Source organism: Pseudomonas sp. ef1, assembly GCF_007293365.2.
Classification (GTDB): domain Bacteria; phylum Pseudomonadota; class Gammaproteobacteria; order Pseudomonadales; family Pseudomonadaceae; genus Aquipseudomonas; species Aquipseudomonas siliginis.
Window position 1 is genome coordinate 5121723 of sequence record NZ_CM129815.1, and the last position, 16131, is coordinate 5137853.

At 62.4% G+C, this 16131-nt stretch carries 4 protein-coding genes; 1 reads left to right on the forward strand and 3 read right to left on the reverse strand.

Annotated elements, in window-relative coordinates; genetic code table 11:
- Positions 1–169 precede the first annotated feature (169 nt).
- Positions 170–13168 (reverse strand): non-ribosomal peptide synthetase, encoded by a 12999-nt coding sequence (locus FEE99_RS23340; RefSeq protein WP_041478458.1) that lies wholly within the window; start codon positions 13166–13168, stop codon positions 170–172.
- Between the two features lie 370 nt (positions 13169–13538).
- Here FEE99_RS23340 and FEE99_RS23345 point away from each other — a divergent pair, with 370 nt between their 5' ends.
- The gene (locus FEE99_RS23345; protein ID WP_008088195.1) at positions 13539–14093 is read left to right on the forward strand and encodes an RNA polymerase factor sigma-70; all 555 of its coding nucleotides are present in this window, start codon (positions 13539–13541) and stop codon (positions 14091–14093) included.
- A 108-nt stretch (positions 14094–14201) separates the two neighbouring features.
- Here the strand turns inward: FEE99_RS23345 and FEE99_RS23350 are convergent, their stop codons facing one another.
- Positions 14202–15215: a GNAT family N-acetyltransferase gene (locus FEE99_RS23350; protein ID WP_041478457.1), complete on the reverse strand. Its 1014-nt coding sequence runs from the start codon at positions 15213–15215 to the stop codon at positions 14202–14204.
- An 85-nt stretch (positions 15216–15300) separates the two neighbouring features.
- Positions 15301–16098: a substrate-binding periplasmic protein gene (locus tag FEE99_RS23355; protein WP_041478456.1), complete on the reverse strand. Its 798-nt coding sequence runs from the start codon at positions 16096–16098 to the stop codon at positions 15301–15303.
- Positions 16099–16131 lie beyond the last annotated feature (33 nt).

Here is a 16131-nt window from a genome sequence, read left to right on the forward strand (position 1 = left end):
AGAACCGGCAGACTGAGCTGCCGGTTGTTGATCGTCAAGGATGGAAATGTACAGCAATGTACAGACGCCATTCGCGAGCAGGCTCGCTCCCACAGGGGTTTTGTAAACACCACAGATCCTGTGTGGGAGCGAGCCTGCTCGCGAAGAGGCCGGCCCAGGCGCTGAAGAACTACAGCCCCTCCAGCTCCGCCATCAGATCATTCAACCGATCAACCTTCTCCTCCGTAATATCACTGGCCGCCAGCCCATCGATGTATTTGGCCAGTTCCTCCACCGTGCTGCATTCGAACATCGCGCGCAGCGGCACATTGCGTTGCAGGGCTTTTTGTACCCGCGAAGCGATCTGCGTAGCCAGCAACGAATGCCCGCCCAGTTCGAAGAAGTTGTCGCGCAGGCCAACCTTTTCCACTTTCAGCACCTCAGCCCAGATATCAGCCAGGGTCTGCTCCAGCTCGTTGCGCGGGGCCAGATAATCCTCGCTCTGCAACTGACCGATCTCCAAGGCCGGCAAGGCTTTGCGGTCGAGTTTGCCGTTGGCATTGAGCGGCATCTGCTCCAGCCATAGCCAGTGCAGCGGCACCATGTATTCGGGGAGTTCGGCGCGCAGGCGTTGCTTGATCCGCTCCAGGCGTTCGCCCGGATTGAGCGCTGCATCGGCCGCGACCAGATAACCGACCAGATGCTTGCCGTTGACGCCCTCCTGCACACCAACCGCAGCGTCACGCACTTCCGGTTGTTCATGCAGGCGCGCTTCGATTTCACCGAGTTCGATGCGGTAGCCGCGAATCTTCACCTGATGATCGACGCGGCCGACGTATTCCAGTACGCCGTCCGCGCGGCGCCGCGCCAGGTCACCGGTGCGGTACAAGCGCTCGCCCGGCGCGCCGAACGGATTCGGCACAAACACCGGCGCGGTGCGCAGCGGATCGCTGACGTAACCGCGACCGACGCCGGTCCCGGCAACACATAACTCACCCACCGCGCCCAAAGGCACCAGATCCAGCGCGCCATCGAGCAGATACAGCAAGTTATTGTCGGTCGGCGTGCCGATCGGCAAGTAACTGCCGCGCGTCGAGGCCATGTCGACACGGAAGAACGCCACGTCATCCGAGCATTCCGCCGGGCCGTAAGCATTGACCAGACCAATATCCGGGTAACGCAGCAGCCATTGATGGGCCAGTTCCGGCGGCATCGCTTCACCGGTCGGCAGCATCCAGCGCAAGCCGTCGAGACTCAGACGCTCGGAGCCGAGCATGCCCTGAATCAGCGACGGCACACTCTCCAGCACGGTGATGCCCTGCGCCTGCACATGCGCCAGCAGACCTTGCGGATCGTGGGCAATCGCGTTCGGCACGATGTCGACCCGCGCGCCGAACAATGGCGCGGCGAGGAACTGCCAGACGGAAATGTCGAAGCTTTGCGAGGCGGTCTGCGCAATCACATCGGCCTCGCTCAAGTCGAGGTACGGACGTTTGCTCAACTGGTTGTTGAGCATGCCGCGCTGCTCGACCATCACGCCTTTAGGCAGCCCGGTCGAACCAGAGGTGTAAATCACATAGGCGAGATTATCCGAGCCACTGTGGATGCCCGGATTGTGCGTCGCTGCCGCCGACGCTTGCACCTCTTCCCACACCAGCAGGCGTGGACGATTCGAACAGCCAAACTCCTCGAGCAGGGTCTGCGCCTGTTCACGGCAAGCGGCGCTGCACACCAGCAACGGCGTGCGGCTCAGCTCAATGATGCGACTCAGACGCTGGCTCGGCAGGCCCGGATCCAGCGGCAGATAACCAGCGCCGGCCTTGAAGCTGCCGATGATCATGCCGAGCAGGTCGAGATTACGCTCGGCCAGCAGCGCCACCGGTTGATCCATGCGCACGCCGGCAGCGACCAGGGCATGGCCGAGGCGGTTGGCGTTGTGATTCAGTTCGGCATAGCTCACCTGCTGATCGAGGCAACTGGCGGCGATGCGCTGCGGATGCGCTTCAACCTGCGCTTCGAACAACGCCACGTAGCTTTGCTCCAGCGGATAGTCATGGCCGCTCTGGTTGCAACCGTGTAGCAGGAAATCGCGTTCTTCGTCGCCTAGCAGCGGCAAATCGGCCATATCGCCATGGAAGCCGTCGACCAGTGCCAGCAGCAGGCGCTTGAACTCACTGAGCATGCGCTCGACCGTCGCCTCGTCGAAGTAACGCTGGTCATAGGACAGGTGCAAGCCAAGGTCATCGCCCGGGTAGCACACCGCGGTCAGCGGGAAGTTGGTATGGGTGCGGCCGGAATCCGAGCTCGCATTCAGGCTCTGTGCACGATCAAGCACCGAGACTTCCACCGGGGCGTTTTCGAAGACAAAGAGGCTGTCGAACAGCGGCTGGCCTTTGGGCAATTCGCTCTGTTCCTGGATATTCACCAGCGGCAGGTATTCGTACTCGCGCAGTTGCATGTTGCTGTCGAGCAAAGCGCTGAGCCATTGACGCACGCTGCTGCGCTGATCGTCCTCGGGCATCTTCACCCGCAGCGCAATGCTGTTGATGAACAGGCCGACAGTGCGCTGCATTTCCGGCATCTCCACCGGACGCCCGGCCACAGTCACGCCGAAGAGCACGTCGCGATCGCCGCTCAGACGCCGCAAAACCAGAGCCCATGCAGCCTGGGCGAAGGTGTTGACGGTCAGTTGATGTGCCTGCGCCAGTTCCCGCAGCCGTGCACCGTCCTCGACATTGAGGCGGGTGTAACGGTCGCCGACGATCATGCCGCCGCTTTCACCGGCATGTTCGCGCAGGAACGGCCGGTCGCTCGGGATCGGCGTGGTGCGCTCAAAGCCTTGCAGGTTCTGCCGCCACCACTGCCGCGCCTCGGCCAGGCTCTGGCGTTGCAGCCAGCCGATGTAATCGCGATAACGCGGCGGCACGCTCAACTGCGCTTCACGACCTTCACCGAGGGCGGTATAGATCTCGAAGAAGTCGTTCATCAGCAGCGAACGGCACCAGGCGTCGATGAGGATGTGGTGGTTGCTCATCATGAACCAGTAACGCGCCGCGCCGACCTTGATCAGGCGCAGGTGAAACGGCGCCTGATTGAGCAGATCGAAGCCGGCTTCGCGCTCGCTTTTCAGCAGCGCTTGCAGTTTCGGTTCCTGCTCGGTTTCGGCGACGGCGCTCCAGTCCAGATACTCGATCGGCGTGCGCCCCGGCGTGTGAATCACTTGCAGCATGTCTTCGCCAACGTTCCAGCAGAACGAAGCGCGCAATGCTTCATGACGAGCGACCACCGCTTGCCAGGCCTGGGCGAAACGCTCGGGGTCGAGCTCGCTGTTGATGCGATATCGATCCTGCATGTAGTACAGACCGGTGCCCGGTTCCAGCAGGGTGTGCAGGAGCATGCCTTCCTGCATCGGCGTCAGCGGATAGACATCTTCGATGTGCGCGGCCGGTACCGGCAGCGCATCGAGTTGCGCCTGAGTCAGTCTGGCCAGCGGAAAGTCCGATGGCGTCAGGCCGCCGGCGCCCTCTTGCAGACAATGGGCGATCAGGCTTTGCAACTCACCGAGATAGGCATCGGCCAGATCGTTAATGGTTTGCGCCTCGTAACGCTCGGCACTGAACGTCCAGCGCAGCAGCAGTTCACCACCGTAAATCTGACTGTCGACACTCAGCTCGTTGGGCAACGGCGCCTGCGGATCGTGGGCTGCACCGATTGGCTCATCCAGCGGACGGAACAGCGCATCGCTGCCGAAGCTCTGGTCGAACTGGCCGAGGTAGTTAAAGGTGATCGGCGCCTGTGGCAGCGCGGCCATGCTCTGGCGGCAGCCGTCATCGGCCAGATAACGCAACACGCCATAACCGAGACCTTTGTGCGGCACGGCGCGCAATTGTTCTTTGATCGCCTTGATCGAAGCGCCCTGCCCGGCGGCCTCTTCGACATTGTGCGGAGTCAGGCGCAGCGGATAAGCGCTGGTGAACCAACCGACGGTGCGGGTCAGATCGATCTCGTCGAACAGGGTTTCGCGACCGTGGCCTTCCAGTTGAATCAGTGCCGAGGGCTGGCCGCTCCAGCGGCACAGCACACGGGCCAGCGCGGTCAGCAGCAGGTCGTTGACCTGGGTGCGGTAAGCGCTCGGTGCCTGTTGCAGCAACTGCCGGGTGCGCTCGGCATCGAGGCGTACGCTGACGGTTTGCGCATGGCGATTCTGCCTGCCGCCCTGCGGGTTTTCGCAAGGCAGATCAGCGCTTGGCCCGGCCAGTTGCGTTTGCCACCAACCGAGTTCTTCACGCAGGGATTCGCTGCCGGCATAAGCCTGCAAACGCGCGGCCCAGTCCTTGAAGGCGCTGGTTTTCGCCGGCAGTTTCAGCGGCTGCGCAGCGTCGAGCTGGCGATACGCGGTTTGCAGATCGTCGAGCAGCACGCGCCAGGAAACACCGTCGACCACCAAGTGGTGGATGGCGATGAACAGGCGTTGCTGAACATCCGCTACATCGACCAGCACTGCGCGCAGCAACGGGCCGTTGTGCAGATGCAGACTGCGTTGCGCGTCGGCGAACAGGGCTTCGCACTGATCCAGCGAATCGACGCTGACTTGCCAGAGCACATCCTCATTCGTCAGCGCTTGATGCGTCGCTTGCCATGCATCATCGGTTTCAGTGAAACGCAGACGCAGCGCATCGTGCTGTTCGATCACCGCCTGCAAAGCTTGCTGCAATCGTTGCGGCTCAAGGCGCGCAGTCGGTTCCAGCAACAGCGCCTGATTCCAGTGCTGACGCTGGGGAATGTCCGTATCGAAGAACCAGTGCTGAATCGGTGTCAGGCGCGATTCGCCATCCACCAGGCCCTGCTCGGCCATCACCTGCTCGGTGCGGCTGGCGACTGCGGCGAGGGTCTGCACGGTCTGGTGCTGGAACAGGTCGCGCGGGCTGAAATGAATGCCCTGCTGACGCGCGCGGCTGACCACCTGAATCGACAGAATCGAGTCGCCGCCGAGTTCGAAGAAGTTATCGTTGAGGCCGACCTGCCTGACGTTGAGCACATCGCACCAGATCTGCGCCAGGGTCTGTTCCAAGGCGTTGCTCGGTGCGACATAGTCCTGACGATTGAGCTCCAGATCCGGCGCCGGCAAGGCGCGGCGGTCGAGTTTGCCGTTGGCGGTCAGCGGCATGCTCGCCAGCAGCAGCAGGTGAGTCGGCACCATGTAATCCGGCAGTTGCGCCTTGAGGTGCGACTTGAGCGCTTCGCGCAGCTCCGCTTGTTGCACCTCATTTCGCTCGGCTACTTCGGTCACCAGGTAGCCCACCAGTTGCTTGCCACTCGGTGCGTCCAGAGCCAGCACCACCGCTTCGCGGATCGAAGGGTGATCGAGCAGGCGCGTTTCGATTTCGCCCAGTTCGATGCGGAAGCCACGGATTTTCACTTGATGGTCGATCCGCCCCAGATACTCGACCAGACCATCGGCACGCTGGCGCACCAAATCGCCGGTGCGATACATGCGTCCGCCATCAGCGGCAAACGGGTCAGCGACAAAACGCTCGGCGCTGATGCCCGGACGGTCGTGATAGGCCTGGGCCAGACCGGCGCCACCGACAAACAATTCACCGGTCGCACCTTGCGGCACCAAGGCCAGATCGGCGTCGAGAATGTAGGCGACCCGCGCCCCGATCACGCTGCCGATCGGCACACTGCCGGCGCCCTCTTCCAGCACCTGCGGCGCCAGACTGGCCAGCGGCATGACCACGGTTTCGGTCGGGCCGTAAGCATTGAAAAACTGCGCCGGTTGGAATGCCGCGCGAATGCGCTGCAGATGCTCGCCGGTGAGCGCTTCACCGCCGGTGATGATCATGCGAACCGGCAGGACTTCATTTTGGGTCGCGAGGAACTGCGCCAACTGGCTGCCGTAGCTCGGCGTGAAACCGAGGACGTTGATTCGATGCGCACGAATCAAGCCGCAGATTTCTTCCGCGTCCCACTGGCCCTGCGCCCGCAACACCACCTGCGCACCGCTGAGCAGCGGCACCAGTAGACGTTCGGTGGCAGCGTCGAAGTTGATCGAATAGAAATGCAGTTCACAGTCGTCCGGGCGCATGCCGAAGCGTTCGATCACGGCTTGGCAGTGCATGGCGATTTCGCCGTGGGAGACCACCACGCCTTTCGGCTTGCCGGTCGAGCCAGAGGTATAAATCAGGTAGGCCTGATGTTGCGGCAGGCTGATAAACGGCAACTCGCTGGCCGGGTAGTCGGCCAACCCGGCGCTATCATCTTCCAGACACCAGCGCGCCACGCTTGGCGGCAACTCACCGAGGGCTTCGAACATCGCCCGATCGCTGAGCAGCAGGCCGACGCGACTGTCTTCGATCATGTAATGCAGGCGGTCGAGCGGGTATTCCGGATCCAGCGGCACATAGGCGCCGCCCGCCTTGAGAATCGCCAGCAGGCCGATGACCATTTCCAGCGAACGCTCCAGCGCCAGACCCACCCGCACTTGCGGGCCGACCCCGCGTTCACGCAGCGCCCAGGCCAGACGATTGGCCCGGGCATCGAGTTCGGCGTAGCTCAGGGTCTGCCCGGCGAAGGTCAGCGCCGGCGCGTCTTTGCGCGCCAGCGCCTGTTCGGCAAACAGATGATGGATGCACTGGTCGAGACGATGCTCGCCCGGCTCGATGCCGAGGCTGTCGAGCAGCTGCTGTTGCTCAGACTTATCGAGCAACGGCAGTTCACTGAGGCGTTGCTGCGGATCAGCGATCAACGCTTCAAGCAGGTTGCGCCAATGCCTGGCCATGCGCGCGATGGTCGGTTCGTCGAACAGATCGGTGCTGTAAGTCAGGCAGCAGCCGAGGCGATGGTCGAGGTCGGTGACTTCCAGATTGAGATCGAACTTGGTCGCCCGCGCATCGTTGGCCAGGTACTCGACAGTCATCCCAGCGAGCGTGCGGCTCTGCTGGAATTCCCAGCGCTGCACGTTGCACATCACCTGGAACAGCGGGTTGTAAGCCGCGCTGCGTGGCGGCTGCAAGGCTTCGACCAGATGATCGAACGGCAGATCCTGATGGGACTGGCCTTCGATCACGGTGTGGCGCACCTGCTCGAACAGTTCGCCGACCGACATCTGCCCGTCGAGCCGGCAACGCAGCACCTGGGTGTTGAGAAACGCCCCGATCAGCCCTTCACTCTCCGGGCGGATGCGGTTGGCCACCGGCGCGCCGATGCGCAGGTCGGTCTGGCCGCTATAGCGGTAGAGCAACGTGGCGAGCGCGGCGGTCATGGTCATGAACAGGGTCAGACCGTTTTGCGCGTTGAACGCCCGCACCCGCGCGGCGAGATCGTCGCTCAGATCGAAACGGAACAGCTCGCCCTGATGGCTCTGTACCGGTGGACGCGGACGGTCGCCGGGCAGTTCGAGGAGCGGATGTTCGCGACCGAGCTGCGCGGTCCAGTAATCGAGCTGGCGCTGGCGCTCGCCGGACTCCAGCCAGTTGCGCTGCCAGACGCTGTAGTCGAGGTATTGCACCGGCAGCGGCTCAAGCGGCGAGGCGCGCTCATCGACGAACGCTTCATACAGCGCGCTGAGTTCACGGGCAAAGATGTCCATCGCCCAGCCTTCGGTGACGATGTGGTGCAAGGTCAGGACGAAGTAATGCTCGTGTTCGGCAGTCTTGACCAGGCAGGCGCGCAGCAGCGGTCCGGTTTCCAGATTGAACGGCTGGTGCGCTTCTGCATCGGCCAGTTGCTGGACTTGTAGCTCCCGGACTTCTGCCGGCAGGCTGGAGAAATCCTTCCAGCCCATGCGCACGCCGGTCTCGGCATGCACCTGTTGGCGGGCGACGCCATCGACACTTGGGAATGTGGTGCGCAGGGTTTCGTGGCGCAGGATCAGCGCCTGCAACGCCGCCTCGAAATGCTCGACATGCAGCACGCCGCGCAAGCGCGCCATGCCGCCGACGTTGTAAGCCGGGCTGTCCGGTTCCATCTGCCAGAGGAACCACATGCGCTGCTGCGAATAGGACAGCGGCACCGCTTGGCTGCGGTCGATTTTTGCGATCGGCAACTGTTGGTTGGTGCGGCCGCTGACCTGGATCAGGCGAATCTGTTCGGCGTAATCGCCCAGTTCGCTGTGCTCGAACAATGTGCGCAGCGGCAGTTCGACGTCACAGGCCTGACGTGTGCGCGAAATGATTTGCGTGGCCAGTAGCGAGTGACCGCCGAGCGCGAAGAAATCGTCGCGCAGGCCGATCTGCTTCAGACCGAGCACTTCGTGCCAGATCGCGGCGATTTGTTGCTCCAGTTCGCTGACCGGTTCGACGTGTTCACGCACCTGCCATTGCGGCTCGGGCAAGGCGCGGCGGTCGAGTTTGCCGCTGGGACTCAGCGGCATTTCGTCGAGGCGCAAAAGTTGCGCCGGGACCATGTATTCCGGCAGCTCGGCAGCGAGGGCAGCTTTCAGCCGAATGATTTGCTCATCGGCATTTTCATGCGCATCGGTCGCCGTGAAGTAGCCGATCAGTTGCGCACCGGCAGCGGTTTCCCGCACCAGGACGACGGCCTGGGCGACGCCATTTTGCGCCAGCAGTCGTGCCTGGATTTCTTCCGGCTCAACGCGAAAGCCGCGCAGCTTGACCTGCTGATCGAGACGGCCGAGATATTCGATCACGCCATCCGAGGACCAGCGCGCACGGTCGCCGGTGCGGTACAAACGGGCGCCCTGCTCGCCCAGTGGATCGACGACAAAACGCTCGGCGGTCAACGCTGGACGACCCAGGTAACCGCGAGCCAGACCAATACCGCTGATGCATAGCTCGCCCGGCACGCCCGCCGGCACTGGATTGAGATCGGCATCAAGGATGCGGCAGATCACATTGCCCAACGGCCGGCCAATCGGCGAGCGCTCGCCATCGGCGGCACTGCAATGCCAATGGGTGACGTTGATCGCGGTTTCGGTCGGGCCGTAGCGGTTGTGTAACTGCACCGCCGGCAGTTGCGTCAGCACACGGTTGCGCAACTCGGCGGGCAAAGCTTCACCGCCGGAAAACACCCGGCGCAGGCTGGTGCACTCGGCACTCAGCGGCTCGTCGATGAACAGCGCCAGCAGCGGCGGCACGAAGTGCAGCGTGGTCACGCCGTATTGCTGGACCAGTTGCGCGATGCGATGCGGGTCGCGGTGCTCGCCGGGGGCGGCAAGCAGCAGACGCGCGCCGCTGATCAGCGGCCAGAAGCATTCCCACACCGAGACGTCGAAACTGATCGGCGCTTTTTGCATCAGCACATCGGCTTGGTCGAGACGGTAAGTGTCCTGCATCCATTGCAGGCGCTCGGCCAGCGCGGCGTGGGTGTTGCCCACGCCTTTCGGTTGCCCGGTGGAACCCGAGGTGTAAATCACGTAGGCGAGGTTGTCGCCGTGCAGGTGCAGGCCCGGTGCCTGGCTCGGCCATTTATCCAAGTGCAGCGCATCCATGGCGATCACGCTGACGCCATCGCTGGCCGGCAGACGCTCGAGCAATTGCGTTTGGGTCAGGAGCAGTTCGACGCCGCTGTCGCGGAGCATGTATGCAAGTCGTTCGGCCGGATAATCCGGATCCAGCGGCACATAGGCGCCGCCAGCCTTGATGATCGCCAGCAGGCCGATCAACAGTTGCGGCGAACGCTCGGCGGCGATGGCCACGCACACGTCAGGGCCGACGCCCTTGTCGCGCAGGTAATGGGCGAGCCGGTTGGACTGCGCGTGCAGCTCGGCGAAATCCAGAGTACCGCCGTCCCACACCAGCGCGGTGCGTTGCGGGGTTTTGCGCAGTTGTTGCTCGAGCAGTTCCGGCAGCCATTGTTGCGCCGGGGTGCACGGAGCGACGCTCCAGTCCTTCTGTTGATTCTGCTCGCTGGCGGTCAGCAAGCGCAGATCGCCGATGGCCTGCTGTGGCTGTTCGCAGACCTCGCTGAGCAGATTATGGAAATGCTCGGCCAGACGCTCGATGGTCGTGGCATCGAACAGCTCGCTGGCGTAGTCGAACGCCAAGCTCAGGCGCCCGTTGCGATCCTCTTCGCTGTGCAATTGCAGATCGAACTTGGCTTCGCGGCTGTGCCACGGCAGTTCTTCGGCGAGCAGACCCGGCAGGCGCTTGAGCGCACTGAGGTCGCGCTGCTGATGGTTGAACATGACCTGGAACAGTCCCTGTTCGCGGGCCTGCGGGAACGCTTCGAGCAGTTGTTCGAAGGGCAGATCCTGATGGGCCTGGGCGCCGAGTGCGGCCTGGCGCGTCTGGTTCAGCAACTCGGCAAATGTCAGGCGTGAATCGATCTGCGCACGCAACACCTGGGTATTGATGAAGAAGCCGATCAGGCTTTGGGTGTCCAGGCGCGGACGGTTGGCGTTGGGCACGCCGATGCGAATGTCGCGCTGACCGCTGTAGCGGTGCAGCAAACTGTGCAAGGCAGCGAGCAGGACCATGAACGGCGTGGCCTGGTGGGCCTGCGCAGTCTGGCGGATCGCCTCGCTGAGTTCGGTACTCAAGCGCACGCTGTGGCGCGCGGCGCTGTGGTTGTGTCTGGCCGAGCGCGGGTGATCGGTGGCCAGTTCCAGTGGCGGATGTTCTTCGCCCAACTGCGCTTTCCAGTACGCCAGTTGCCGCTCGCCCTCGCCTTGCGCCAGCCATTGCCGCTGCCAGTTGCCGTAATCGGCGTATTGCGTGGGCAGCGCTGCCAGTGTCGCCGGCGTCCCTTGGGTTGCCGCCGCGTAGAGGCGCGAGAATTCGTCGAGGAGAATATTCAGCGACCAGCCGTCAGCGATGATGTGGTGCAGGGTCACCAGCAGTTGATGTTCTTCGTCATCGAGACGCACCAGTGTCACCGCCAGCAACGGGCCTTTTTCCAGATCGAACCGAGTGCGCGCCTCGTCTTCGCGAATCTGCTCGGCACGGGCTTCACGCTCGGGAATTGGCAGGTCGCTGATGTCGATCAGTTGCAGGTTGAATTCGGCATCAGCGAGCACTTGCTGCAATGCCACGCCGTCGCGCTCGAAGAAACGCGTGCGCAAGGATTCGTGGCGTTCGATCAGATGCTGAAAGCTGTTGCGCACGGCGTTTACGTCGAGTTCGCCACGCAGGCGCAGACCACCGGGAATGTTGTAGGCGCTGCTCTGTGGATCGAGTTGCCAAGTGATCCACAGACGATTTTGTGCCAGCGACTGCGGCATCGGCTCGCTGCGCGGCAACGTGCTGATTGCACCTTGGGCGCTGCCGCCAGTCTGTTGCTGCTGCGCCACGGCGGCGGCGAAGGCGGACAAGGTTGGCGCTTCGAACAGCAGGCGCAGGCTCAGCTCGACACCGAGTGCTTCGCGAACCCGCGCAACCACTTGCGTGGCGGCGATCGAGTTACCGCCGAGCAGAAAGAAGTGATCGTCGCCACTGACCTGCTTGACGTTGAGTTGCTCGGCCCAGATTTGCCCGATCAACGCTTCAAGATCCGAAGTGCTGCTGGTCGCGGTTTCCGTTGCCGCGGTGATCGAAGGGAACAGCGCGTAACTGTCGAGGCTGCCATCAGCCAGACGATTGCGGCACGCCGAGCGCTGCAGTTTGCCACTGGAGGTTTTCGGCAACGCGCCCGGATTGAGCAGCACCACCACGCTTGGCGCCTCCTGATACGCCTCGGCCACGGCTTGGCGAATGGCTTTGATCAGCGCATCTGGCGGAAGGATTTTCTGCACGCTGCGGCTGATTTCTGCAGCGACGCCGATGCCCTCTTCGCCGCTGTGATTGACCGCGAACGCCGCCACACGCCCCTTGCGCACCACTTCGACTTCGCGCTCGACAGTCTGCTCGATGTCCTGCGGATACAGGTTATGGCCACGGACGATGAGCATGTCTTTCAGGCGCCCGGTCACGAACAGTTCGCCGTCACGGATAAAACCCAGGTCGCCGGTGCGCAACCATGTGCGCCCGGCGTGCTGGACAAAAGTCTTGCCGCTGGCTTCGGGGTTGCGCCAGTAACCGTGGGCGATGCTCGGGCCGGCGGCCCAGACTTCGCCGACGGCGTTGTCGGCGAGTTCTTCGAGGGTATTCGGTTCGACGATCAGCACCGCGTGCTCAGGCTGGCTGATGCCACAGCTCATGATCGCGCTGCCGTCGCCCGGCTCGGCGCGGTTTTGCGCCAGCGCCTGATCGTCCACGCGCAGCGCCGGGATGCCGGTGCCGCGCGGTGTGCCAGCGACAAACAGGGTGGCCTCGGCCAGACCGTACGAAGCCATGAAGCTGTTGTCGCTGAAACCGCAAGCAGCGAATTTTTCCGCGAAGCGTTCAAGGGTGTCGAGACGGATCGGCTCGGAACCGGAATAGGCCACGCGCCATCGACTCAGATCGAGGCGCTCAAGGGCCGACTCGCTGACCCGCTCACTGCACAAACGGTAGGCGAAATCCGGGCCGCCGCTGATGGTGCCGCCGTATTCGGCAATCGCTTCCAGCCAGCGCAACGGCCGGCCGAGGAAGTACGCCGGCGACATCAGAATGCACGGTACGCCGCTGAAAATCGGTTGCAGCAGACCGCCGATCAGACCCATGTCGTGATACAGCGGCAACCAACTGACGATGACGTCGTCCGGGTTGATGTCGATGCCGAAACCGTGACGGATCAGCAGTTCATTGGCGACCAGATTGCCATGGCTGACTTGCACGCCCTTGGGCAGCGCGGTGGAGCCGGAGGTGTATTGCAGGAAGGCGATGTGCTCGGGCGGCAGGGGCGGCTCAACCCACTGTTCGGCCAGTGCGCTGTCCAGAGTGTCGACGCACAACAGCGGCGGCGCGCCTTCGATTTGCTGCAAGGCGTCGCGTAGATCGGCGCTGGTCAGCAACAGCCTGGGCTCGGCGTCGGCGATGATCGACAGCAATCGCTCCTGATGATGACGACGCGCGGATTCTGGCGGATAGGCCGGCACCGCAATCACACCGGCATACAAACAACCGAAAAACGCCGCGACGTAATCCGCGCCGCTGGGAAACAGCAACACCGCACGCTCACCGAATCCGGCCTCGGCCTGCAACGCAGCGGCGATGGTGCGCGCGCGTTGATCCAGTTCGCGATAGCTGAGCACCACGGTCTGCTCCGGGTTTTCGGCGAGAAAACGCAAGGCCAGTCGGTCCGGCGTCAGGACTGCGCGACGCTTGAGGGCATGGACCAGGGTGCTGGGGAGTTCGAACGCGTCGGTCATGAGGTTTCCTGCCTGAATTCGGCTTGCAAGTGGAATCGGGTGGCTGCGTCACACCTGTCGAGAGGCGTGCGGGGCGCGGTCTGTGCCGACCGCGCAAGGCATCGGAATGCGCTGAGGCCGGGGATCTGCACCCGGGCCATTCACCAATGAGAACGGATGGAGTGTGGAAATAATTAGTCGGCAGAGGCGACGTCCAGCGGGGCCAAGGTGCGGCGGCGTGTCGCAGTTGGCAAAACACATCGACTTACAGCACTACTTCTCTTTCTCATTTGACAATCATTATCATTCAACATAATTTGTCGCTCGATGTGTAGGACGGCGCCGTCCCCCGAGGCCCTCCCACTAACCAATTGGCAGCAAGGTGATTTCCATGACGGAACAAGTATCCACAAGCAGGTGCGATTCACCGCTACTTCAGGCATTCGTCGACAATCGACTGATTCTGGTCAAGATTGCAGCCCGCATTACCGGTTGCAGGTCTCGTGCCGAAGACGTGGTTCAGGATGCGTTTTTCCGACTGCAATCGGCGCCGCCGATCACGTCGTCGATCAAGGCTCAACTGAGCTACCTGTTCCAGATCGTGCGCAACCTCGCCATCGATCACTACCGCAAGCAGGCGCTCGAACAGAAATACTCAGGCCCGGAAGAGGAAGGCTTGAACGTGGTGATTCAGGGCGCTTCGCCGGAAACTTCGCACATCAACTTCTCGACTCTGGAACACATCGCCGATGCGCTGACCGAGCTGCCCAGCCGCACCCGCTATGCCTTCGAGATGTACCGTCTGCACGGCGTGCCGCAGAAAGACATCGCCAAGGAACTGGGCGTATCGCCCACCCTGGTCAACTTCATGATTCGTGATGCTTTGGTGCACTGCCGCAAGGTCTCGGGCAGTCGGCGGGATGCGGTGATTGCAGGTCGTCGCTGAGACCGCGTCGTCTGACCAATAAAGATCGCAGCCTTCGGCAGCTCCTACATGAGAATGCATTCCTCTGTAGGAGCTGCCGAAGGCTGCGATCTTTTGCTTGATGCGATATCAGGCCAATGGGCACCGATCAAAAAACCGCTCCCGCCCCAGAATCATCAGCGCCGCGCGCTTGTGCGGAAAATCGAATTCCTTCTCGCAGTGAAAGCACTGGTTGTGCATATGCCCGATCATCTTCGCGTTGTCGGCACGTGGCTCGGCGACCACGCGCTGGGTGCGCGGATCATCGAGAAACAGGTAATGCACCAGCGCCGATAACCAACTCGCCACTTTGTGCGGACCGCGATGACTTTCCTCGCCCACCAGCATGTGAATGCCACGGTCGTAATCGTCGGCATCGTAGAACGGCGCAATGCGATCTTCCTTGGCCCAGTAGGCTTCGAAATAAGCGAACGGCTGATCATCGAAACAGCCAATCAGCGTCAGCGTGTGCGGATCGGCCTCGAGCTTGCCGAGGTATTCGCGATGCTGCTCAAGGCTGCCCTCCTCCTGCCAGAAACTCGCCACGCGCGGGCTGTTCTGCCAGCGATTGAAGCGCGACAGATCTTCCTCGATTTCCAGCGTTCGCAAGGAAATCCATGCGCCGAGCCGCGCATCGAAACGCCGATAGACTTCACCGCGCGGCTTCACCGGTCGCAGCGGATGGCGCTTGCCCTGGCTGATGACCATTTGCTGCGGATAGCTGCCGGTCAGTGACGTGCCCAGCCACGGCTGCGGCAGTTGCCAGAACAGCGTGCGCTCGCAGCGATACTCTCCGGCGACTTCGGTATTGATCAGCAAACCACTGCGCAAGGCTTCGGTCGGTGGCTGATCGAGTTGCCAGATCAACTGCTGACACGCCGGGTCACGGGCGAACAGCCAATAACAGGCCGCCCACAAGGCGTGGCCGGGCGGCAGAGCAAAACGCTCGTCGAGCTGGATCGGGCCATTGGCCTCGCGGTCCAGGCGCAGCCGAATCAGCGGTTGCCCGTCCAGGCTCAGGCTCAGCCGGCTCTCGGTAGCATCAGCGATCAATCGACTGCCAGAGGGCAACGCCAGGGCAGTCAGGTCATTCAGATTGGACATGGGTCGGGCTCACGTAATCGTCGACAGTTCAACGAAGTGACGTGAGCCGGGAGGGGAAATTTAAGCGCGAGAGGCAATTAGCGCTTCAGTGATGAGGCGCCGGCATCACGGCAATCCTGTACGGCTCGAAAATCCTCAGCAATTCGCCGTTGTCGCGCAAACGCTGCAGCAGGTTGCCGAAGGCTTCGCCGGTGATAGGAGCGCTTGGCCGCAGAATCGCGTAATGATGATAGATCTGATCGGTACGCTGCGACGCCAACAGCTCATCGCGGACCTTCTCGTTGCGCAGCAGGTAATCGAACAGATAGGAACGGGTGACCAGGGCAATGTCGGCGCGCCCGCGCAGGACCATCAGCAGGTTGCTGTCGTGGGAATAGGTCAGCGTCGCGTTGTAGTTTTTCGCGAGATATTTCGGGTCGGCGTTGAAGTCGGCGAATTCGTAGTGATAACCGCTGAACAGTGCCAGACGTTTGCCCGACAGGCTCGAGAAGTAGTTTTGCTGGCGGCCGTCTTCGCGTTGCGCGACAAAAATCTCGGCGTCTTCCAGGCCCATGTCGACGTCGTCGTGGGGAATGTCCTTCCAGCCCCACTCGGGGTTTTCGAAGATCGCCATATCGATGCGGCCTTGCTTGAAATCACCGAAGCGGCGCGGGATCGACGTCGGCACCAGGACGAACTGATAGTCGCTCTGCGAGCGGTTCAGCGCCTCGACCAATTGCGGCAACAGGCCGGTGTCGGCGCCGTTTTCCGGGCGAATCGTATAAGGCGGGAAATGCGCGGCGCCGACCCGGACCAATTGCGCTGACTGAGCGGGCAATACCCATAACGCAGCCAGCGCAGCGAGCAGCAGCCCGGCGGCTGTCCGAATTGGCGAAGACTTCAAAACACCCCACTCCCCGAAAAAAATAGCGATCAA